General features: G+C 55.7%; 23 protein-coding genes. All 23 read left to right on the top strand.

From position 1 onward, the window contains the following. Positions 1–128 precede the first annotated feature (128 nt). The 23 genes from rpoB (at position 129) to rplF (ending at position 20902) form a co-directional block, all read left to right on the top strand. Positions 129–4202, top strand: coding sequence for a DNA-directed RNA polymerase subunit beta (gene rpoB / locus ACM6IM_RS02820; RefSeq protein WP_414864098.1), 4074 nt, complete (start codon positions 129–131; stop codon positions 4200–4202). 64 nt (positions 4203–4266) lie between these two features. After that, complete coding sequence (gene rpoC / locus ACM6IM_RS02815) at positions 4267–8466, top strand: DNA-directed RNA polymerase subunit beta' (RefSeq protein ID WP_192309359.1); 4200 nt, start codon at positions 4267–4269, stop codon at positions 8464–8466. Between the two features lie 216 nt (positions 8467–8682). Continuing rightward, positions 8683–9054 carry a 30S ribosomal protein S12 gene (rpsL, locus tag ACM6IM_RS02810; RefSeq protein ID WP_003186084.1) on the top strand — a complete coding sequence of 124 codons (372 nt, stop codon included), beginning with the start codon at positions 8683–8685 and terminating at the stop codon, positions 9052–9054. Positions 9055–9163: 109 nt separating this feature from the next. Further along, the gene (rpsG, locus tag ACM6IM_RS02805) at positions 9164–9637 is read left to right on the top strand and encodes a 30S ribosomal protein S7 (RefSeq protein ID WP_192309357.1); all 474 of its coding nucleotides are present in this window, start codon (positions 9164–9166) and stop codon (positions 9635–9637) included. 30 nt (positions 9638–9667) lie between these two features. Beyond that, entirely contained in the window at positions 9668–11773 is a 2106-nt protein-coding gene (fusA, locus tag ACM6IM_RS02800; RefSeq protein ID WP_192309355.1) for an elongation factor G, read from the top strand. 32 nt (positions 11774–11805) lie between these two features. Further along, the gene (gene tuf, locus ACM6IM_RS02795) at positions 11806–12999 is read left to right on the top strand and encodes an elongation factor Tu (protein WP_192309353.1); all 1194 of its coding nucleotides are present in this window, start codon (positions 11806–11808) and stop codon (positions 12997–12999) included. A gap of 157 nt (positions 13000–13156) precedes the next feature. Continuing rightward, the gene (gene rpsJ / locus ACM6IM_RS02790) at positions 13157–13468 is read left to right on the top strand and encodes a 30S ribosomal protein S10 (protein WP_003186070.1); all 312 of its coding nucleotides are present in this window, start codon (positions 13157–13159) and stop codon (positions 13466–13468) included. Positions 13469–13548: 80 nt separating this feature from the next. Further along, a complete protein-coding gene (rplC, locus tag ACM6IM_RS02785; RefSeq protein ID WP_414864097.1) occupies positions 13549–14184 on the top strand; it encodes a 50S ribosomal protein L3 in 636 nt (211 codons plus the stop codon). A gap of 12 nt (positions 14185–14196) precedes the next feature. Further along, the gene (gene rplD, locus ACM6IM_RS02780; RefSeq protein WP_007924200.1) at positions 14197–14799 is read left to right on the top strand and encodes a 50S ribosomal protein L4; all 603 of its coding nucleotides are present in this window, start codon (positions 14197–14199) and stop codon (positions 14797–14799) included. Then, entirely contained in the window at positions 14796–15095 is a 300-nt protein-coding gene (gene rplW, locus ACM6IM_RS02775; protein WP_002555488.1) for a 50S ribosomal protein L23, read from the top strand. The genes rplD and rplW overlap by 4 nt, the downstream gene beginning before the upstream one ends. A 14-nt stretch (positions 15096–15109) precedes the next feature. Continuing rightward, complete coding sequence (gene rplB / locus ACM6IM_RS02770) at positions 15110–15934, top strand: 50S ribosomal protein L2 (protein ID WP_007924198.1); 825 nt, start codon at positions 15110–15112, stop codon at positions 15932–15934. A gap of 16 nt (positions 15935–15950) precedes the next feature. Next, complete coding sequence (gene rpsS / locus ACM6IM_RS02765) at positions 15951–16226, top strand: 30S ribosomal protein S19 (protein WP_085585806.1); 276 nt, start codon at positions 15951–15953, stop codon at positions 16224–16226. An 11-nt stretch (positions 16227–16237) separates the two neighbouring features. After that, complete coding sequence (gene rplV, locus ACM6IM_RS02760) at positions 16238–16570, top strand: 50S ribosomal protein L22 (protein ID WP_003103908.1); 333 nt, start codon at positions 16238–16240, stop codon at positions 16568–16570. 13 nt (positions 16571–16583) lie between these two features. Then, the gene (rpsC, locus tag ACM6IM_RS02755; RefSeq protein ID WP_007970424.1) at positions 16584–17270 is read left to right on the top strand and encodes a 30S ribosomal protein S3; all 687 of its coding nucleotides are present in this window, start codon (positions 16584–16586) and stop codon (positions 17268–17270) included. 12 nt (positions 17271–17282) lie between these two features. Next, on the top strand, positions 17283–17696 hold the full coding sequence (rplP, locus tag ACM6IM_RS02750) for a 50S ribosomal protein L16 (protein ID WP_003228729.1): 414 nt from the start codon (positions 17283–17285) through the stop codon (positions 17694–17696). Continuing rightward, entirely contained in the window at positions 17696–17887 is a 192-nt protein-coding gene (gene rpmC, locus ACM6IM_RS02745) for a 50S ribosomal protein L29 (RefSeq protein WP_002555481.1), read from the top strand. Before rplP ends, rpmC begins: the two co-directional genes overlap by 1 nt. Before the next feature lie 2 nt (positions 17888–17889). Further along, positions 17890–18156, top strand: a complete 267-nt coding sequence (gene rpsQ, locus ACM6IM_RS02740; RefSeq protein WP_003176419.1) for a 30S ribosomal protein S17 — start codon at positions 17890–17892, stop codon at positions 18154–18156. Between the two features lie 23 nt (positions 18157–18179). Beyond that, complete coding sequence (rplN, locus tag ACM6IM_RS02735) at positions 18180–18548, top strand: 50S ribosomal protein L14 (protein ID WP_002555479.1); 369 nt, start codon at positions 18180–18182, stop codon at positions 18546–18548. Between the two features lie 11 nt (positions 18549–18559). Then, the gene (gene rplX / locus ACM6IM_RS02730; protein ID WP_003186046.1) at positions 18560–18874 is read left to right on the top strand and encodes a 50S ribosomal protein L24; all 315 of its coding nucleotides are present in this window, start codon (positions 18560–18562) and stop codon (positions 18872–18874) included. Between the two features lie 20 nt (positions 18875–18894). Continuing rightward, positions 18895–19434, top strand: coding sequence for a 50S ribosomal protein L5 (gene rplE, locus ACM6IM_RS02725; protein ID WP_192309352.1), 540 nt, complete (start codon positions 18895–18897; stop codon positions 19432–19434). A 13-nt stretch (positions 19435–19447) separates the two neighbouring features. Beyond that, positions 19448–19753 carry a 30S ribosomal protein S14 gene (rpsN, locus tag ACM6IM_RS02720; protein WP_003228726.1) on the top strand — a complete coding sequence of 102 codons (306 nt, stop codon included), beginning with the start codon at positions 19448–19450 and terminating at the stop codon, positions 19751–19753. 210 nt (positions 19754–19963) lie between these two features. Beyond that, positions 19964–20356 carry a 30S ribosomal protein S8 gene (rpsH, locus tag ACM6IM_RS02715; protein WP_003186040.1) on the top strand — a complete coding sequence of 131 codons (393 nt, stop codon included), beginning with the start codon at positions 19964–19966 and terminating at the stop codon, positions 20354–20356. A gap of 12 nt (positions 20357–20368) precedes the next feature. Further along, a complete protein-coding gene (gene rplF / locus ACM6IM_RS02710) occupies positions 20369–20902 on the top strand; it encodes a 50S ribosomal protein L6 (protein WP_025129400.1) in 534 nt (177 codons plus the stop codon).

The raw sequence follows: 20902 nt of genomic DNA, 5'->3' as shown, positions 1-20902 counted from the left end.
CTGGGTTGGCGCTGATAACGAGCTGTAACCACCCGATATGGTGGCGCAAACCATGGGGTTTGCACGATTTTCTGGCTGCTCCCGTCGGGAGGGGCCAAACAAGCAGGTGACCAAGCTGGGGAACGCTGATGGCTTACTCATATACTGAGAAAAAACGTATCCGCAAGGACTTTAGCAAGTTGCCGGACGTCATGGATGTGCCGTACCTCCTGGCCATCCAGCTGGATTCGTATCGTGAATTCTTGCAAGCGGGAGCGACTAAAGATCAGTTCCGCGACGTGGGCCTGCATGCGGCCTTCAAATCCGTTTTCCCGATCATCAGCTACTCCGGCAATGCTGCCCTGGAGTACGTGGGTTATCGCCTGGGCGAACCGGCATTTGATGTCAAAGAATGCGTATTGCGCGGTGTGACTTACGCCGTACCTTTGCGGGTAAAAGTGCGCCTGATCATTTTCGACAAAGAATCGTCGAACAAAGCGATCAAGGACATCAAAGAGCAAGAAGTCTACATGGGTGAAATCCCCCTGATGACTGAAAACGGTACCTTCGTAATCAACGGTACCGAGCGTGTAATCGTTTCCCAGCTGCACCGTTCCCCTGGCGTGTTCTTTGACCACGACCGTGGCAAGACGCACAGCTCCGGCAAGCTGCTGTACTCGGCGCGTATCATTCCTTACCGCGGTTCGTGGCTGGACTTCGAGTTCGACCCGAAAGACTGCGTATTCGTGCGTATCGACCGTCGTCGCAAACTGCCTGCGTCGGTATTGCTGCGCGCGCTTGGCTATACCACCGAGGAAGTGCTGGACGCGTTCTACACCACCAACGTATTCCACGTGAAGGGCGAGAACCTGAGCCTGGAACTGGTGCCTCAGCGCCTGCGTGGTGAAATTGCGGTCCTGGACATCCAGGATGACAAAGGCAAGGTTATTGTCGAGCAGGGTCGCCGTATTACCGCTCGCCACATCAACCAGCTGGAAAAGGCCGGGATCAAAGAGCTGGAAGTGCCTCTGGACTACGTCCTGGGTCGCACCACCGCCAAGGTCATCGTGCATCCGGCAACCGGCGAAATCCTGGCAGAGTGCAATACCGAGCTGAACACCGAAATCCTGGCCAAGATCGCCAAGGCCGGTGTTGTTCGTATCGAGACTCTGTATACCAACGACATCGACTGCGGTCCGTTCATCTCCGACACGCTGAAGATCGATTCCACCGCCAACCAACTGGAAGCGCTGGTCGAGATCTATCGCATGATGCGTCCAGGCGAGCCGCCAACCAAAGACGCTGCCGAGACCCTGTTCAACAACCTGTTCTTCAGTCCTGAGCGCTATGACCTGTCTGCGGTCGGCCGGATGAAGTTCAACCGTCGTATCGGTCGCACCGAAATCGAAGGTTCGGGTGTGCTGTGCAAGGAAGACATCGTCGCGGTTCTGAAGACCCTGGTCGACATCCGTAACGGTAAAGGCATCGTCGATGACATCGACCACCTGGGTAACCGTCGTGTTCGCTGCGTAGGCGAAATGGCCGAGAACCAGTTCCGCGTTGGCCTGGTGCGTGTTGAGCGCGCGGTCAAAGAGCGTCTGTCGATGGCTGAAAGCGAAGGCCTGATGCCGCAAGACCTGATCAACGCCAAGCCAGTGGCTGCGGCGGTGAAAGAGTTCTTCGGTTCCAGCCAGCTGTCCCAGTTCATGGACCAGAACAACCCGCTGTCCGAGATCACCCACAAGCGTCGTGTTTCTGCACTCGGCCCTGGTGGTTTGACCCGTGAGCGTGCTGGCTTTGAGGTTCGCGACGTACACCCGACTCACTACGGTCGTGTGTGCCCGATCGAAACGCCGGAAGGTCCGAACATCGGTCTGATCAACTCCCTGGCCGCCTATGCGCGCACCAACCAGTACGGCTTCCTCGAGAGCCCTTACCGTGTGGTGAAAGACGCTCTGGTCACTGACGAGATCGTATTCCTGTCCGCCATTGAAGAAGCTGATCACGTGATCGCACAGGCTTCCGCCACGATGAGCGACAAGAAAGTCCTGATCGATGAGCTGGTAGCTGTTCGTCACCTGAACGAGTTCACTGTCAAGGCGCCAGAAGACGTCACCTTGATGGACGTGTCGCCGAAGCAGGTAGTTTCGGTTGCAGCGTCGCTGATCCCGTTCCTCGAGCACGACGACGCCAACCGTGCGTTGATGGGTTCGAACATGCAGCGTCAAGCTGTACCAACTCTGCGTGCTGACAAGCCGCTGGTCGGTACCGGCATGGAGCGTAACGTGGCCCGTGACTCCGGCGTTTGCGTCGTGGCTCGTCGTGGCGGCGTTATCGATTCCGTCGACGCCAGCCGTATCGTGGTCCGTGTTGCAGATGACGAAGTCGAGACCGGTGAAGCCGGTGTCGATATCTACAACCTGACCAAGTACACCCGCTCCAACCAGAACACCTGCATCAACCAGCGTCCACTGGTGCGTAAGGGTGATCGGGTACAGCGTAGCGACATCATGGCCGACGGTCCGTCCACCGATATGGGTGAACTGGCGCTGGGTCAGAACATGCGCATCGCGTTCATGGCATGGAACGGCTTCAACTTCGAAGACTCCATCTGCCTGTCCGAGCGTGTGGTTCAGGAAGACCGCTTCACCACGATCCACATTCAGGAACTGACCTGTGTGGCCCGTGACACCAAGCTTGGCCCAGAGGAAATCACTGCAGACATCCCGAACGTGGGTGAGGCTGCACTGAACAAGCTGGACGAAGCCGGTATCGTTTACGTCGGCGCCGAAGTCGGCCCAGGCGACATTCTGGTTGGTAAGGTCACTCCGAAAGGCGAGACCCAGCTGACGCCGGAAGAAAAACTGCTGCGTGCGATCTTCGGTGAGAAGGCCAGCGACGTAAAAGACACCTCTCTGCGTGTACCAACCGGTACCAAGGGTACTGTCATCGACGTTCAGGTGTTCACCCGTGATGGCGTTGAGCGTGACAGCCGTGCCCTGTCGATCGAGAAGAGCCAGCTCGACGAGATCCGCAAGGACCTCAACGAAGAGTTCCGTATCGTCGAAGGTGCAACTTTCGAACGTCTGCGTTCCGCTCTGGTCGGCCACAAAGCCGAAGGCGGCGCCGGTCTGAAGAAAGGTCAGGACATCACCGACGAAGTCCTGGACGGTCTCGAGCATGGCCAGTGGTTCAAACTGCGCATGGCCGAAGACGCTCTGAACGAGCAGCTCGAGAAGGCTCAGGCCTACATCGTTGATCGCCGCCGTCTGCTGGACGACAAGTTCGAAGACAAGAAGCGCAAACTGCAGCAGGGCGATGACCTGGCTCCAGGCGTGCTGAAAATCGTCAAGGTCTACCTGGCAATCCGTCGTCGCATCCAGCCGGGCGACAAGATGGCCGGTCGTCACGGTAACAAGGGTGTGGTCTCCGTGATCATGCCGGTTGAAGACATGCCGCACGATGCCAACGGCACGCCGGTCGATGTTGTCCTCAACCCACTGGGCGTACCTTCGCGTATGAACGTTGGTCAGATCCTTGAAACCCACCTGGGCCTCGCGGCCAAAGGTCTGGGCGAGAAGATCAACCGCATGGTTGAAGAACAGCGTAAGGTTGCTGAACTGCGTACCTTCCTGGATGAGATCTACAACCAGATCGGCGGCCGTAACGAAGCGCTGGAAACGTTCTCTGACCAGGAAATCCTGGATCTGGCTCAAAACCTGCGCAACGGCGTTCCAATGGCCACTCCGGTATTCGACGGTGCCAAGGAAGTTGAAATCAAGGCCATGCTGAAACTGGCAGACCTGCCAGAGAGCGGCCAGATGCAACTGACTGACGGCCGTACCGGCAACAAGTTCGAGCGCCCGGTTACCGTTGGCTACATGTACATGCTGAAGCTGAACCACTTGGTAGACGACAAGATGCACGCTCGTTCTACCGGTTCGTACAGCCTGGTTACCCAGCAGCCGCTGGGTGGTAAGGCGCAGTTCGGTGGTCAGCGTTTCGGGGAGATGGAGGTCTGGGCACTGGAAGCATACGGTGCTGCTTACACTCTGCAAGAAATGCTCACAGTGAAGTCGGACGATGTGAACGGCCGGACCAAGATGTACAAAAACATCGTGGACGGCGATCACCGTATGGAGCCGGGCATGCCCGAGTCCTTCAACGTGTTGATCAAGGAAATTCGTTCCCTCGGCATCGATATCGATCTGGAAACCGAATAACACGTGACGCGAATCGAGAGCGGGGCAGGATTGCCCGCTCTCTGCTCCGCCAGGAGGAAAGGCCTTGAAAGACCTACTGAATTTGCTGAAAAACCAGGGTCAAGTCGAAGAGTTCGACGCCATCCGTATCGGATTGGCATCGCCTGAGATGATCCGTTCGTGGTCGTTCGGTGAAGTTAAAAAGCCGGAAACCATCAACTACCGTACGTTCAAACCTGAACGTGACGGCCTGTTCTGCGCCAAGATCTTTGGCCCGGTAAAGGATTACGAGTGCCTGTGCGGTAAGTACAAGCGCTTGAAACACCGTGGCGTAATCTGCGAGAAGTGCGGTGTTGAAGTCGCACTGGCCAAAGTTCGTCGTGAGCGCATGGCGCACATCGAACTGGCTTCGCCTGTTGCCCACATCTGGTTCCTGAAATCGCTGCCGTCGCGTATCGGCTTGCTGATGGACATGACCCTGCGTGATATCGAGCGTGTTCTCTACTTCGAGAGCTATGTCGTTATCGATCCAGGCATGACCACCCTTGAAAAAGGTCAGCTGCTCAACGACGAGCAGTACTTCGAAGCGCTGGAAGAGTTCGGCGACGATTTCGATGCCCGCATGGGTGCCGAAGCTGTCCGCGAACTGCTGCACGCTATCGATCTGGAGCACGAGATTGGCCGTCTGCGCGAAGAAATTCCGCAAACCAACTCCGAAACCAAAATCAAGAAGCTGTCCAAGCGTCTGAAGTTGATGGAAGCCTTCCAGGGTTCCGGCAACCTGCCAGAGTGGATGGTGCTGACCGTTCTGCCGGTTCTGCCGCCAGATCTGCGTCCACTGGTCCCGCTGGATGGCGGTCGCTTCGCGACTTCCGACCTCAACGATCTGTATCGTCGAGTGATCAACCGTAACAACCGCTTGAAGCGCCTGCTCGATCTGTCCGCTCCGGACATCATCGTGCGCAACGAAAAGCGCATGTTGCAGGAAGCCGTCGATGCACTGCTCGACAACGGTCGTCGTGGTCGCGCCATTACCGGTTCGAACAAGCGTCCTCTGAAGTCCCTGGCTGACATGATCAAGGGTAAACAGGGTCGTTTCCGTCAGAACTTGCTCGGTAAGCGTGTTGACTACTCCGGCCGTTCGGTAATTACCGTAGGTCCGACCCTGCGTCTGCACCAGTGCGGTCTGCCGAAGAAAATGGCTCTCGAGCTGTTCAAGCCGTTCATTTTCGGCAAGCTGGAAATGCGTGGTCTCGCAACCACCATCAAGGCAGCGAAGAAGATGGTCGAGCGCGAACTGCCGGAAGTGTGGGACGTTCTCGCTGAAGTGATTCGCGAACACCCGGTTCTGCTCAACCGTGCACCGACCCTTCACCGTCTGGGTATCCAGGCGTTTGAACCGGTACTGATCGAAGGTAAGGCTATTCAGCTGCACCCTCTGGTCTGTGCTGCGTACAACGCCGACTTCGACGGCGACCAAATGGCCGTGCACGTGCCGCTGACACTGGAAGCCCAGCTGGAAGCGCGTGCGTTGATGATGTCGACCAACAACATTCTGTCGCCAGCCAACGGTGAGCCAATCATCGTTCCGTCGCAGGACGTTGTATTGGGTCTGTACTACATGACTCGTGAAGCGATCAACGCCAAGGGCGAAGGTCGTGTGTTCGCGGATCTGCAGGAAGTTGACCGTGTGTTCCGTGCCGGCGAAGCCGCACTGCACGCGAAGGTTAAAGTGCGGATCAGCGAAACCGTCAACGATCGTGACGGCGGCAGCGTGACCAACACCCGCATCGTCGACACCACTGTCGGCCGTGCGCTGTTGTTCCAGGTTGTGCCAAAAGGTCTGTCCTTCGACGTCGTCAACCTGCCGATGAAGAAAAAGGCGATCTCCAAGCTGATCAACCAGTGCTACCGCGTGGTGGGTCTGAAAGAGACCGTGATCTTCGCTGACCAGTTGATGTACACCGGTTTTGCCTACTCGACCATCTCCGGCGTTTCCATCGGCGTTAACGACTTCGTTATCCCGGATGAAAAAGCCCGCATCATCGGTACGGCTACCGACGAAGTGAAAGAGATCGAAAGTCAGTACGCCTCCGGCCTGGTAACCCAGGGCGAGAAGTACAACAAGGTCATCGACCTCTGGTCCAAGGCGAACGACGAAGTTTCCAAGGCGATGATGGCCAACCTCTCGAAAGAGAAAGTCATCGACCGTCATGGTGTCGAAGTCGACCAGGAGTCCTTCAACTCGATGTACATGATGGCCGACTCGGGCGCACGGGGTTCTGCTGCGCAGATCCGTCAGCTCGCCGGTATGCGTGGCCTGATGGCCAAGCCGGACGGCTCCATCATTGAAACGCCGATTACTGCGAACTTCCGTGAAGGTTTGAGCGTACTTCAGTACTTCATCTCCACTCACGGTGCTCGTAAAGGTCTGGCGGATACCGCGTTGAAAACTGCGAACTCCGGTTACCTGACTCGTCGTCTGGTAGACGTGGCGCAGGATCTGGTTGTGACCGAGATCGATTGCGGCACCGAACATGGCCTGCTGATGACTCCGCACATTGAAGGCGGTGACGTTGTCGAGCCGTTGGGTGAGCGTGTATTGGGTCGTGTCATTGCCCGTGACGTATTCAAGCCGGGTACCGAGGACGTCATCGTTCCTGCCGGCACCCTGGTAGACGAGAAGTGGGTCGAGTTCATCGAGCTGAACAGCATCGACGAAGTGATCGTGCGTTCGCCGATCAGTTGCGAAACCCGCTATGGCATTTGCGCCAAGTGCTACGGCCGCGATCTGGCTCGTGGTCACCAGGTGAACATCGGTGAGTCGGTCGGCGTTATCGCTGCCCAGTCCATCGGTGAGCCGGGTACCCAGCTGACGATGCGTACGTTCCACATCGGTGGTGCGGCAAGCCGGACCTCCGCAGCCGACAGCGTTCAGGTGAAGAATGGCGGTACCGTCCGTCTGCACAACCTGAAGCACGTTGAGCGAGTGGATGGTCACCTGGTCGCCGTGTCCCGTTCCGGTGAGCTGGCAATCGCTGACGACTTCGGTCGTGAGCGCGAGCGTTACAAGCTGCCGTACGGTGCCGTGATTTCGGTTAAAGAGGGTGACAAGGTCGACGCTGGCGCTATCGTGGCCAAGTGGGATCCGCACACTCACCCGATCGTTACCGAAATGAAAGGTACCGTGACCTACGTGGGCATGGAAGAAGGCATCACGATCAAGCGTCAGACAGACGAATTGACCGGTATGACCAACATTGAAGTACTCGATCCGAAAGATCGTCCAGCTGCTGGCAAGGACATCCGTCCTGCCGTGAAGATGGTCGACGACAACGGCAAGGATCTGTTGCTGCCAGGCACTGACGTTATCGCTCAGTACTTCCTGCCAGCCAACGCCCTGGTCGGTGTAGCGGACGGTGCGAAGATTGCGATCGGTGATGTTATCGCTCGTATTCCGCAAGAGACTTCCAAGACCCGTGACATCACCGGTGGTCTGCCGCGTGTTGCCGACCTGTTTGAAGCTCGTCGTCCGAAAGAAGCGTCGATTCTGGCTGAAGTCAGCGGCACCATCGCGTTCGGCAAGGAAACCAAGGGCAAGCGTCGTCTGGTTATCACTCCGAACGACGGTAGCGATCCGTATGAAGAGCTGATTCCGAAGTGGCGTCACCTGAACGTGTTCGAAGGCGAACAGGTAAACCGCGGCGAAGTTATCTCCGACGGTCCGAGCGATCCACACGACATCCTGCGTCTGCTGGGTGTGAGTGCGCTGGCCAAGTACATCGTGAACGAGATCCAGGACGTTTATCGTCTGCAGGGCGTGAAGATCAACGATAAGCACATCGAGACCATCCTGCGTCAGATGCTGCGTAAAGTTGAGATCTCCGAGTCCGGCGATTCCAGTTTCATCAAGGGCGACCAGATGGAACTGACTCACGTACTGGTAGAGAACGAGCGTCTGGCTACGGAAGACAAGTTTGTCGCCAAGTTCACCCGCGTTCTGCTGGGTATCACCAAGGCGTCGCTGTCGACCGAATCGTTCATCTCGGCGGCTTCCTTCCAGGAAACCACCCGTGTACTGACCGAGGCGGCGGTAACCGGCAAGCGCGATTACCTGCGTGGCCTGAAAGAAAACGTGGTCGTGGGTCGTTTGATCCCGGCAGGTACCGGCCTGGCTTATCACAGCGAGCGCAAGCGTCGCCGTGATGCAGACAAGCCGCTGCGCGTAAGCGCCAGTGAAGTGGAAGCTGCACTGACCGAAGCGCTGAACTCGAGCGGTAACTGAGTTCTGCGATAAATGAGCGTAGGGCCCTGGTCAATCCGTTCATCGAATCGCGACAATTTGTCGAGGTTGGATAAGCGGGGAGGTCGGGGCCTTGCCTTGACTGGGGGCAAGATCCTCTTTAGACTCTTGTACCCCTAAATTTGGCGGGAATGCGTTCCTGCCATTTTGCTTTTCTTGCAAGACAATAGCGTCGCAAGACAACAGTGGAGCTAGTAGATGGCAACTATCAACCAGCTGGTACGTCAGCCGCGTAAGCGTATCGTCGAGAAATCCGACGTGCCTGCGCTGCAGAACTGCCCGCAACGTCGTGGCGTGTGCACCCGTGTGTACACCACTACGCCGAAAAAACCTAACTCGGCACTGCGTAAAGTATGCCGTGTGCGTCTGACCAACGGTTTCGAGGTTTCCTCGTACATCGGTGGTGAAGGCCACAACCTGCAAGAGCACAGCGTGGTGCTGATCCGCGGCGGTCGTGTAAAAGACTTGCCAGGTGTTCGTTACCACACCGTTCGCGGTTCGTTGGATACTTCCGGTGTTAAAGGTCGTAACCAGGGTCGTTCGAAGTACGGTACCAAGCGTCCGAAGTAATCGGTTGCTTTGCAGTTTTCTAATTTATTGAGTCGATAAGAGTAAGGTCGGGCACGCATCTCTCGAGATCTGTTCCGAACTAACCTGAAGACCGTTTGAGGGCTTATCAATGCCAAGACGTCGCGTAGCAGCAAAGCGTGAGATTCTGGACGATCCGAAATACGGAAGCCAAATCCTCGCCAAATTCATGAACCACGTTATGGAAAGCGGCAAGAAAGCCGTTGCCGAGCGTATCGTTTATGGTGCCCTGGAAACCGTTGCAGCTCGTAAGGCTGGCTCCGATCCCCTGGAACTCTTCGAAAAAGCACTCGACGCCATCGCTCCGCTGGTCGAAGTGAAGTCGCGCCGCGTTGGTGGTGCTACTTACCAGGTTCCTGTCGAAGTTCGTCCTTCGCGTCGTAACGCTCTGGCAATGCGCTGGTTGGTAGACTTCGCCCGCAAGCGCGGCGAGAAGTCCATGGCTCTGCGTTTGGCTGGCGAACTGCTGGATGCTGCTGAAGGTAAAGGTGCTGCAGTTAAGAAGCGTGAAGACGTGCACCGTATGGCTGAAGCTAACAAGGCTTTCTCGCACTACCGCTTCTAATTTTAGCGTCACTAATTTTGCGAGGGCTTTATGGCTCGTACTACACCGATTAATCGCTACCGTAACATTGGTATCGTTGCTCACGTGGATGCTGGTAAAACCACCACCACCGAGCGCGTCCTTTTTTACACCGGCAAAAGCCACAAAATGGGCGAGGTGCATGACGGCGCCGCGACCACGGACTGGATGGTGCAGGAGCAGGAGCGTGGTATTACCATTACTTCTGCTGCTATTACCGCCTTCTGGCAAGGTTCTGCGAAGCAGCACAAAGACCAATACCGCTTCAACGTCATTGACACCCCGGGCCACGTTGACTTCACCATTGAAGTTGAGCGTTCCCTGCGTGTGCTCGACGGCGCGGTCGTTGTGTTCTGTGGTACTTCGGGTGTTGAGCCTCAGTCCGAAACCGTATGGCGTCAAGCCAACAAGTACGGCGTTCCACGTATCGTTTACGTGAACAAGATGGACCGTGCCGGCGCTAACTTCCTGCGCGTGATCGCGCAGATCAAGCAGCGTCTGGGTCACACTCCAGTGCCAATCCAGTTGGCTATCGGTTCCGAAGACAACTTCCAGGGTCAGATCGATCTGATGACCATGGAAGCCGTTTACTGGAACGATGCTGACAAAGGCATGACCCCTCGTCGCGAAGCGATCCCTGCCGAGTTGCAGGAGCTGGCCGAAGAGTGGCGCAACAACATGGTTGAGGCTGCGGCCGAAGCCAGCGAAGAGCTGATGAACAAGTACCTCGAGGGCGAAGAGCTCACCATCGAGGAAATCAAGGCCGCTCTGCGTCAGCGTACTATCGCTGGTGAGATCGTTCTGGCTGTTTGCGGTTCTTCCTTCAAGAACAAGGGCGTTCCCCTGGTTCTCGACGCCGTTATCGACTACCTGCCGGCTCCGACCGACATTCCTGCCATCAAGGGTACTGACCCGGATGACGAGGAAGTTCAAATGGAACGTCACGCAGACGACGACGAGCCGTTCTCGGCTCTGGCGTTCAAGATCGCTACCGACCCATTCGTGGGTACCTTGACCTTCGTCCGTGTTTACTCGGGCGTGTTGGCCTCCGGCGACGGCGTGATCAACTCGGTCAAGGGCAAGAAAGAGCGCGTGGGTCGTATGGTGCAGATGCACGCAAACGCCCGTGAAGAGATCAAGGAAGTGCGCGCTGGTGACATCGCGGCCCTGATCGGCATGAAGGACGTCACCACTGGTGAAACCTTGTGCAACGCTGACAAGCCAATCATCCTGGTTCGCATGGACTTCCCGGAGCCGGTTATCTCGGTTGCCGTAGAGCCTAAGACCAAGGACGATCAGGAAAAAATGGGTATCGCTCTGGGCAAGCTTGCTCAGGAAGACCCGTCTTTCCGCGTCAAGACTGATGAAGAGACCGGTCAAACGATCATCTCTGGTATGGGTGAGTTGCACCTGGACATCCTGGTTGACCGGATGCGCCGTGAGTTCAACGTTGAAGCCAACATCGGTAAGCCTCAAGTTTCGTACCGTGAGCGCATCACGAAGAACTGCGAAATTGAAGGCAAGTTCGTTCGTCAGTCCGGCGGTCGTGGCCAGTTCGGTCATTGCTGGATTCGTTTTGCACCTGCTGACGAAGGTCAGGAAGGTCTGCAATTCTTGAACGAAGTAGTGGGTGGTGTGGTTCCTAAGGAATACATCCCGGCTATCCAGAAGGGTATCGAAGAGCAGATGAAGAACGGCGTAGTTGCCGGTTATCCGCTGATCGGCCTGAAGGCTACCGTGTTTGATGGTTCCTACCACGACGTCGACTCGAACGAGATGGCGTTTAAGGTGGCTGCTTCCATGGCGACCAAGCAACTGGCCCAGAAAGGTGGCGGTGAGTTGCTTGAGCCGATCATGGCGGTAGAGGTTGTTACGCCTGAAGACTATATGGGTGACGTGATGGGCGACCTTAACCGTCGTCGCGGCATGATCCTGGGTATGGAAGATACGGTTTCCGGTAAAGTGATTCGCGCCGAGGTTCCGTTGGGTGAGATGTTCGGTTACGCAACCGACGTTCGTTCCATGTCCCAAGGTCGCGCAAGCTACTCTATGGAATTCAAAAAATACAATACGGCTCCGTCGCACATCGTCGAAACCGTTACCAAAAAACAAGGCTGATTCAGCCCCCTTTAGGCTAGGAGTTAATTGTCGTGGCTAAAGAAAAATTTGATCGTTCCCTTCCGCACGTCAACGTTGGCACCATCGGTCACGTTGACCACGGTAAAACCACTCTGACCGCAGCTCTGACTCGCGTCTGCTCCGAAGTTTTCGGTTCGGCCGTAGTTGAATTCGACAAGATCGACAGCGCGCCAGAAGAAAAAGCTCGTGGTATCACCATCAACACCGCGCACGTCGAGTACAACTCGAAGATTCGTCACTACGCTCACGTTGACTGCCCAGGTCACGCTGACTACGTGAAGAACATGATCACCGGTGCTGCCCAGATGGACGGCGCGATCCTGGTTTGCTCGGCCGCTGATGGTCCGATGCCACAAACCCGTGAGCACATCCTGCTGTCCCGTCAGGTAGGCGTTCCGTACATCGTGGTTTTCCTGAACAAGGCTGACCTGGTAGACGACGCTGAGCTGCTGGAACTGGTTGAGATGGAAGTGCGCGACCTGCTGAGCACTTACGACTTCCCAGGTGATGACACTCCAATCATCATCGGTTCCGCTCGTATGGCGCTGGAAGGCAAAGACGACAACGAAATGGGCACTACCGCTGTCAAGAAGCTGGTAGAAACTCTGGACAGCTACATCCCAGAGCCAGAGCGTGCTATCGACAAGCCATTCCTGATGCCAATCGAAGACGTATTCTCGATCTCCGGTCGCGGTACTGTTGTGACTGGTCGTATCGAGCGCGGTATCGTTCGCGTTCAAGATGCGCTGGAAATCGTTGGCCTGCGTGACACCACCACCACCACCTGCACCGGTGTTGAGATGTTCCGCAAGCTGCTCGACGAAGGTCGTGCTGGCGAGAACTGCGGCGTTCTGCTGCGTGGTACCAAGCGTGACGACGTTGAGCGTGGTCAGGTTCTGGTTAAGCCGGGTTCGGTTAAGCCGCACACCAAGTTCACCGCAGAAGTTTACGTTCTGAGCAAGGAAGAAGGCGGTCGTCACACTCCGTTCTTCAAAGGCTACCGTCCACAGTTCTACTTCCGTACTACTGACGTGACTGGTAACTGCGAGCTGCCAGAAGGCGTTGAAATGGTAATGCCAGGCGATAACATTCAAATGACTGTTACCCTGATCAAAACCATCGCGATGGAAGACGGTCTGCGTTTCGCTATCCGTGAAGGCGGTCGTACCGTCGGCGCTGGCGTCGTAGCCAAAATCATCGAGTAATCTCTTTATCGAGATCGCTTCGATGCTTTGAGAAAGCCCCCGCTTAGCGGGGGCTTTTTTATTGGGTTGACACCTATCTGGGGCGTCTATAGAATTGCGCCTCCTTTTAACGGGCGTATTGCGCCCGGTGGGAATAGCAGCCGGAGTCTGAAATCCAATGCAAAATCAGCAAATCCGTATCAGGTTGAAGGCTTTCGACCATCGCCTGATCGACCAATCAACCCAGGAAATCGTGGAAACCGCGAAACGTACTGGTGCTCAAGTGCGTGGTCCTATTCCACTGCCTACCCGTAAAGAGCGGTTCACCGTTCTGGTCTCCCCGCACGTCAACAAAGACGCGCGTGACCAGTACGAGATCCGTACTCATAAGCGCGTTCTGGACATCGTCCAGCCAACGGATAAAACCGTTGATGCTCTTATGAAGCTTGATCTTGCGGCCGGTGTGGAAGTGCAGATCAGCCTCGGCTAAGACTCTGTCTTAGTCGTGTAACGCTCTGAAATGGGCGGCCATAGCGGGTGAAAGCCCCGTACACTCATGAGGTTTACAACATGACTATTGGTGTAGTCGGTCGTAAATGCGGTATGACCCGTATTTTCACCGAAGAAGGTGTCTCCATTCCGGTCACGGTCATTGAGATCGAGCCGAATCGCGTCACCCAGTTCAAAACTGAAGAAACCGATGGCTATCGTGCAGTGCAAGTCACTGTCGGCGAGCGTCGCGCTTCGCGTGTAACAGCAGCTCAGGCTGGCCACTTCGCCAAGGCGAACGTTGCCGCTGGTCGTACCGTTCTGGAGTTCCGTCTTGAAGACGGCGAGTACCAGGCCGGCGATCTGATCAAAGCTGAAATCTTCGCCGCTGGTCAACTGGTTGATGTAACCGGTCAGTCCAAGGGTAAAGGCTTTCAGGGTACGATCAAGCGTTGGAACTTCCGCGGGCAAGATAACACCCACGGTAACTCCGTATCCCACCGCGTTCCAGGCTCTATCGGCCAGTGCCAGACTCCTGGTCGTGTATTCAAGGGCAAAAAAATGTCCGGTCATATGGGCGCTGAGCGCGTGACCGTGCAGTCCCTCGAAGTAGTGCGCGTGGACGCTGAACGCAATCTGTTGTTGGTCAAGGGCGCTGTTCCTGGCGCTACTGGCGGCAACGTGGTTGTACGTCCAGCAGCCAAGGCTCGCGGTTAAGGGGAAGCTGACATGCAATTAAATGTAAATGACGCTCAAGCGATCGAAGTTTCCGAACTGACATTTGGCGGCGAATTCAACGAGACGCTGGTTCACCAAGCAGTCGTGGCCTACATGGCTGGCGGCCGTCAGGGTAGCAAGCAGCAAAAGACCCGTTCCGACGTTTCCGGTGGCGGCAAGCGCCCATGGCGTCAGAAAGGTACTGGCCGTGCTCGTGCCGGTACTATCCGTAGCCCAATCTGGCGTGGCGGCGGTACCACTTTCGCAGCTCGCCCTCAGGATCACTCTCAGAAGCTGAACAAGAAGATGTATCGCGCAGCAATGCGTTCCATCCTTGCTGAGCTGGTGCGTACTGATCGTCTGGTTGTGGTTCAGGATTTCGCTGTTGAAACCCCGAAAACCAAAGACCTGCTGGGCAAACTGAACAACATGAGCCTGACCGACGTTCTGATCGTGTCGGACGCTGTTGATCAGAACCTGTACCTGGCTGCTCGTAACCTGCCACACGTTGATGTACGTGACGTGCAAGGTTCCGATCCAGTTAGTCTGATCGCATACGACAAGGTGTTGATCACCGTGTCGGCCGTGAAGAAATTCGAGGAGCTGCTGGGATGAACCAGGAACGCGTATTTAAAGTTCTGCTTGGCCCGCACGTTTCCGAGAAGGCTACGGTTCTGGCAGACAAGAAAGGCCAGTTCGTTTTCAAGGTTGCTACTGACGCAACCAAGCTGGAAATCAAGAAGGCCGTCGAAAGCCTGTTCAGCGTGAAAGTAGAGCGTGTTACTACCCTGAATGTTCTGGGTAAGAGCAAGCGCACTGCTCGCGGTCTGGGCAAGCGTAATGACTGGAAGAAGGCAGTTATCTCCCTTCAGCCAGGCCAAGATCTCGATTTCAGCAGCAGTGCTGAGTAAGGAAGGGGTGCATCATGGCAATCGTTAAATGCAAACCGACTTCCCCTGGCCGCCGTTTTGTGGTCAAGGTGGTCAACCAGGAGCTGCATAAAGGCGCTCCTCACGCACCGCTGCTCGAGAAAAAGTCGAAGTCTGGTGGTCGTAACAACAATGGCCGTATTACCACTCGTCACGTTGGTGGTGGTCATAAGCAGCACTATCGTTTGGTTGACTTCCGTCGCAACGACAAAGATGGCATCGCTGCCACTGTCGAGCGTATCGAATACGATCCAAACCGTACTGCTCACATCGCTCTGCTGCTGTACGCAGATGGCGAGCGTCGCTACATCATCGCCCCTAAAGGCGTGAGCGCTGGCGACCAGCTGATCGCAGGTGCTCTGGCACCGATCAAGCCGGGCAACGCTCTGCAACTGCGCAACATTCCAGTTGGTAGCACCGTACACGGCATCGAATTGAAGCCAGGTAAAGGCGCTCAGATCGCTCGTTCCGCTGGTGCTTCGGCTCAGCTGATCGCTCGTGAAGGTGTCTACGTGACCCTGCGTCTGCGTTCTGGTGAGATGCGTAAAGTGCTGGCTGAATGCCGTGCGACCCTGGGCGAAGTCTCGAACTCCGAGCACAGCCTGCGTTCGCTGGGTAAAGCTGGTGCCAAACGCTGGCGTGGCGTTCGCCCAACCGTTCGTGGTGTTGCCATGAACCCGGTTGACCACCCACATGGTGGTGGTGAAGGTCGTACCTCTGGTGGTCGTCATCCGGTATCGCCATGGGGCTTCCCGACTAAGGGCGCGAAGACTCGTGGTAATAAGCGTACCGACAAAATGATCGTCCGTCGTCGCAAGTAAATAGAGGGATACGACAGTGCCACGTTCTCTGAAAAAAGGTCCTTTTATCGATCTTCACCTACTGAAGAAGATCGAAGTGGCGGCGGAAAAGAATGATCGCAAACCGGTGAAAACCTGGTCGCGTCGTTCGATGATCCTGCCACAAATGGTCGGTTTGACCATCGCAGTACACAACGGTCGTCAGCACGTCCCAGTTCTCGTGAACGAAGACATGGTCGGCCACAAACTGGGCGAGTTCGCCGGTACCCGTAACTATCGCGGGCACGTGGCTGACAAGAAAGCCAAGCGTTAAGGGGTTAGGAAATGGAAGTAGCCGCTAAGTTGTCGGGCGCTCGAATCTCCGCCCAGAAAGCCCGCTTGGTCGCCGACCAGATCCGCGGGAAGAAGGTGGGCGAAGCGCTCAACCTGTTGGCTTTCAGCAGTAAGAAAGCCGCCGAGATCATGAAAAAAGTGCTGGAGTCGGCCGTAGCCAACGCCGAGCATAACGAAGGCGCAGACGTTGATGACCTGAAGGTCAGCACCGTTTTCGTCAACGAAGGGCGTTCGCTGAAGCGCATCATGCCACGTGCCAAAGGCCGTGCTGATCGCATCGTCAAGCGGTCTTGCCATATCACTGTCAAGGTTGCTGACAAGTAACGGAGTCGAAGAGATGGGTCAGAAAGTACATCCCATTGGCATTCGCCTGGGAATCGTCAAGGAGCACACCTCCGTCTGGTACGCAGACGGTCGGACTTATGCGGACTATTTGCTCGCAGATCTGAATGTGCGTGAGTATCTCCAAGACAAACTAAAAAGCGCGTCCGTAAGCCGTATCGATATCCATCGTCCGGCTCAAACTGCACGCATCACCATCCACACCGCTCGTCCAGGTATCGTTATCGGGAAGAAAGGTGAAGATGTTGAGAAGCTGCGTCAGGACCTGACCAAGCAAATGGGTGTGCCTGTGCACATCAATATCGAAGAGATCCGCAAGCCGGAGCTCGACGGTATGCTGGTTGCGCAGAGCGTAGCTCAGCAGCTGGAGCGTCGCGTCATGTTCCGTCGCGCTATGAAGCGCGCAGTACAGAACGCCATGCGCATTGGTGCCAAAGGCATCAAAATCCAAGTGAGCGGTCGTCTCGGCGGTGCTGAAATCGCACGTACTGAATGGTATCGCGAAGGTCGTGTGCCACTGCACACCCTGCGTGCCGACATCGACTATGCCAACTACGAAGCTCACACCACTTACGGTGTGATCGGTGTAAAGGTTTGGATCTTCAAAGGCGAAGTAATTGGTGGTCGCCAAGAAGAACTGAAACCACAAGCACCAGCGCCTCGTAAAAAAGCTGCTAAGTAAGGGGTACGCCAAATGTTGCAACCAAAGCGTACGAAGTTCCGCAAGCAGATGACCGGCCACAACCGTGGTCTGGCACTGCGCGGTAGCAAAGTCAGCTTCGGCGAGTTCGCGCTGAAGTCTGTTGCTCGTGGTCGTCTCACCGCTCGTCAGATCGAATCAGCGCGTCGTGCTCTGACCCGTCACGTAAAACGTGGCGGCAAGATCTGGATCCGTGTATTCCCGGACAAGCCTATTTCCAAGAAGCCACTCGAAGTTCGGATGGGTAAAGGTAAGGGTAACGTCGAATACTGGGTTGCCCAGATTCAGCCAGGCAAAGTCCTGTATGAAATCGAGGGTGTTTCTGAAGAGCTGGCGCGTGAGGCTTTCGCCCTGGCTGCTGCAAAGCTGCCGCTCGCCACCTCCTTTGTTAAACGGACGGTGATGTGATGAAAGCGAATGAACTTCGTGAAAAATCCGCACAGCAGCTGAACGAGCAACTGCTCGGCTTGCTGCGCGACCAGTTCAATCTGCGCATGCAGAAAGCAACTGGCCAGTTGGGGCAGTCTCATCTGCTCTCGCAAGTTAAGCGTGACATCGCTCGCGTGAAGACTGTGCTCAACCAGCAGGCAGGTAAGTGATCATGGCTGAAGCCGAAAAGACTGTCCGTACGCTGACTGGCCGTGTTGTCAGCGACAAGATGGACAAAACCATCACCGTTCTGATCGAGCGTCGCGTCAAGCACCCGATCTACGGTAAATACGTTAAGCGTTCGACTAAGCTGCACGCGCACGACGAAACCAATCAGTGCCACATCGGCGACAAAGTCACTATTCGTGAAACTCGTCCTTTGGCCAAGACCAAGTCTTGGGCGCTGGTTGATGTTCTCGAACGCGCTGTGGAAGTCTAAGGACTAGGGGTCGGAGAAATTATATGATTCAGACTCAATCCATGCTCGATGTGGCCGATAACAGCGGCGCTCGCCGTGTTATGTGCATCAAGGTGCTGGGTGGCTCCCATCGTCGTTACGCTGGTATCGGTGACATCATCAAGGTTACCGTCAAGGAAGCAATTCCTCGCGGTAAAGTGAAAAAAGGCCAAGTGATGACTGCTGTTGTAGTCCGCACTCGTCACGGCGTACGTCGTGCCGATGGCTCCATTATCCGCTTTGATGGCAACGCTGCTGTTCTGTTGAACAACAAGCAAGAGCCGATCGGCACCCGTATCTTTGGGCCAGTGACCCGTGAACTTCGTACTGAGAAGTTCATGAAGATCGTCTCGCTCGCCCCAGAAGTGCTGTAAGGAGATCCGACATGCAAAAGATTCGTCGTGACGACGAGATCATCGTGATCGCCGGCAAAGACAAAGGTAAGCGCGGTAAGGTGCTGAAGGTTCTTGCTGACAACCGTCTGGTTGTTGGTGGTCTGAACCTGGTCAAGCGCCATACCAAGCCTAACCCGATGTCGGGCGTACAAGGCGGTATCGTCGAGAAAGAAGCGCCACTGCACGCTTCCAACGTCGCCATCTTCAACGGCGAAACCAACAAGGCTGACCGCGTTGGTTTCAAAGTAGAAGACGGTAAGAAAATTCGTGTCTTCAAGTCGACCCAAAAAGCGGTTGATGCTTGAACACTGCTAGGTAGAAGACCATGGCACGACTAAAAGAGCTTTACCGGAAGGAAATCGCTCCGAAACTTAAGGAAGAACTTAAGCTTTCGAACGTGATGGAAGTTCCGCGCGTTACCAAGATCACCCTGAACATGGGTCTGGGCGAAGCGATCGGCGACAAAAAAGTCATCGAACACGCTGTTGCTGACCTGGAAAAGATCACCGGCCAGAAAGTCGTTGTGACCTACGCTCGTAAATCCATCGCTGGCTTTAAAGTCCGTGAAGGATGGCCGATCGGCGTCAAAGTGACCCTGCGCCGTGAGCGTATGTACGAGTTCCTGGATCGTCTGCTGTCGATCTCCCTGCCTCGGGTTCGCGACTTCCGCGGCCTGAATGCCAAGTCCTTCGATGGTCGTGGTAACTACAGCATGGGTGTGAAAGAGCAGATCATTTTCCCGGAGATCGACTACGACAAGATCGATGCTCTCCGCGGTCTGGACATTACCCTGACCACCACTGCCAAGAACGATGACGAAGGCCGCGCTCTGCTGCGTGCTTTCAAATTCCCGTTCCGCAACTGATTGGAGTAGGAAAATGGCCAAGAAGAGCATGAAAAACCGTGAGCTGAAGCGTCAGCTCACCGTTGCCAAGTACGCCACCAAGCGTGCAGCGCTGAAAGCTATCATCGTCGATCTGAACGCAAGTCCAGAAGCACGTTGGGAAGCTACCGTAGCTCTGCAGAAGCAACCACGTGACGCGAGCGCTTCGCGCATGCGTAACCGTTGCCGCCTGACTGGTCGTCCGCACGGCGTTTACCGCAAGTTCGGCCTCGGCCGTAACAAGCTGCGTGAAGCGGCAATGCGTGGTGACGTGCCAGGTCTGGTTAAAGCCAGCTGGTAAGCACTGTCAATGTCAGGGTGGTCGGGATTGCAAGATCCTGACCACTGGTGACCTTGAACTTGAATCAAGCCCCTTTTGGGGCTTGATTCATTTGTGGGGTGTGTCTAGAATACCCGGCTCGCCTGAGCCCGTGCTTTTTTTGCGCGGTTGTATTCGGCGACACGTAGTAGCCGCAAGGCTAATTTTTTGTGTATTAGGAGCATCTAGCCCATGAGTATGCAGGACCCGTTAGCGGACATGCTAACTCGAATCCGTAATGCCCAGATGGCTGAAAAGTCCGTCGTAAGCATGCCATCTTCTACTTTGAAGGTAGCTGTTGCCAAAGTCCTGAAGGACGAAGGTTACATTGCGGGTTATCAGATCAGCAGCGAAATCAAGCCACTGCTGTCCATCGAGCTGAAGTACTTCGAAGGCCGTCCGGTCATCGAGGAAGTGAAGCGCGTTAGCCGTCCAGGCCTGCGTCAGTACAAGTCCGTCGATGATCTGCCAAAAGTTCGTGGCGGTCTCGGTGTGTCTATCGTCTCCACCAACAAGGGTGTGATGACTGATCGTGCTGCGCGCGCTGCCGGTGTCGGCGGCGAAGTTCTTTGCACTGTGTTCTAAGGGGGGATAAGCATGTCTCGCGTCGCTAAGAACCCCGTTAAGCTGCCAGCCGGTGTCGAAGTCAAATTCGCAGGCCAACAGCTTTCGGTGAAGGGTGCCAAGGGCACTCTCGAACTGAACGTCCATTCGTCCGTTGAGATCGTTGAAGAAGCTGGTGAGCTGCGTTTCGCTGCTCGCAATGGCGATCAACAAACTCGCGCAATGGCCGGTACCACTCGTGCGTTGGTAAACAACATGGTCCAGGGCGTAAGCCAAGGCTTCGAGCGCAAGCTCCAGCTGGTCGGTGTTGGTTACAAAGCGCAAGCAAAAGGCACAGTGCTGAACCTGGCTCTTGGCTTCTCGCACCCAGTGGATTATGAACTGCCGGAAGGCATCACCGCTGAGACTCCTAGCCAGACCGATATCCTGATCAAGGGCATCGATAAGCAGCTGGTAGGTCAAGTGGCCGCCGAGATCCGCGACTTCCGTCCACCAGAGCCGTACAAAGGCAAAGGTGTGCGCTACGCGGACGAAGTCGTCCGTCGTAAAGAAGCCAAGAAGAAGTAG

The sequence above is a fragment of the Pseudomonas sp. IT-P12 genome, assembly GCF_949767465.1.
Taxonomy (GTDB): Bacteria; Pseudomonadota; Gammaproteobacteria; order Pseudomonadales; family Pseudomonadaceae; genus Aquipseudomonas.
This window is presented reverse-complemented; position numbering and strand designations above follow the sequence as displayed.

Excerpts from the sequence above, each read along its gene's own strand:
- rplF (WP_025129400.1), top strand. The coding sequence starts at position 20,369 with ATGTCTCGCGTCGCTAAGAACCCCGTTAAGCTGCCAGCCGGTGTCGAA.
- rplB (WP_007924198.1), top strand. The coding sequence starts at position 15,110 with ATGGCAATCGTTAAATGCAAACCGACTTCCCCTGGCCGCCGTTTTGTG.
- rpsL (WP_003186084.1), top strand. The coding sequence starts at position 8,683 with ATGGCAACTATCAACCAGCTGGTACGTCAGCCGCGTAAGCGTATCGTC.
- rplX (WP_003186046.1), top strand. The coding sequence starts at position 18,560 with ATGCAAAAGATTCGTCGTGACGACGAGATCATCGTGATCGCCGGCAAA.
- rplD (WP_007924200.1), top strand. The coding sequence starts at position 14,197 with ATGCAATTAAATGTAAATGACGCTCAAGCGATCGAAGTTTCCGAACTG.
- fusA (WP_192309355.1), top strand. The coding sequence starts at position 9,668 with ATGGCTCGTACTACACCGATTAATCGCTACCGTAACATTGGTATCGTT.
- rpsG (WP_192309357.1), top strand. The coding sequence starts at position 9,164 with ATGCCAAGACGTCGCGTAGCAGCAAAGCGTGAGATTCTGGACGATCCG.
- rpsH (WP_003186040.1), top strand. The coding sequence starts at position 19,964 with ATGAGTATGCAGGACCCGTTAGCGGACATGCTAACTCGAATCCGTAAT.
- rpoB (WP_414864098.1), top strand. The coding sequence starts at position 129 with ATGGCTTACTCATATACTGAGAAAAAACGTATCCGCAAGGACTTTAGC.
- rpsN (WP_003228726.1), top strand. The coding sequence starts at position 19,448 with ATGGCCAAGAAGAGCATGAAAAACCGTGAGCTGAAGCGTCAGCTCACC.
- rpsC (WP_007970424.1), top strand. The coding sequence starts at position 16,584 with ATGGGTCAGAAAGTACATCCCATTGGCATTCGCCTGGGAATCGTCAAG.
- rpsJ (WP_003186070.1), top strand. The coding sequence starts at position 13,157 with ATGCAAAATCAGCAAATCCGTATCAGGTTGAAGGCTTTCGACCATCGC.
- rplP (WP_003228729.1), top strand. The coding sequence starts at position 17,283 with ATGTTGCAACCAAAGCGTACGAAGTTCCGCAAGCAGATGACCGGCCAC.
- rplC (WP_414864097.1), top strand. The coding sequence starts at position 13,549 with ATGACTATTGGTGTAGTCGGTCGTAAATGCGGTATGACCCGTATTTTC.
- rplW (WP_002555488.1), top strand. The coding sequence starts at position 14,796 with ATGAACCAGGAACGCGTATTTAAAGTTCTGCTTGGCCCGCACGTTTCC.
- rplV (WP_003103908.1), top strand. The coding sequence starts at position 16,238 with ATGGAAGTAGCCGCTAAGTTGTCGGGCGCTCGAATCTCCGCCCAGAAA.
- rplN (WP_002555479.1), top strand. The coding sequence starts at position 18,180 with ATGATTCAGACTCAATCCATGCTCGATGTGGCCGATAACAGCGGCGCT.
- rpmC (WP_002555481.1), top strand. The coding sequence starts at position 17,696 with ATGAAAGCGAATGAACTTCGTGAAAAATCCGCACAGCAGCTGAACGAG.
- rplE (WP_192309352.1), top strand. The coding sequence starts at position 18,895 with ATGGCACGACTAAAAGAGCTTTACCGGAAGGAAATCGCTCCGAAACTT.
- rpsQ (WP_003176419.1), top strand. The coding sequence starts at position 17,890 with ATGGCTGAAGCCGAAAAGACTGTCCGTACGCTGACTGGCCGTGTTGTC.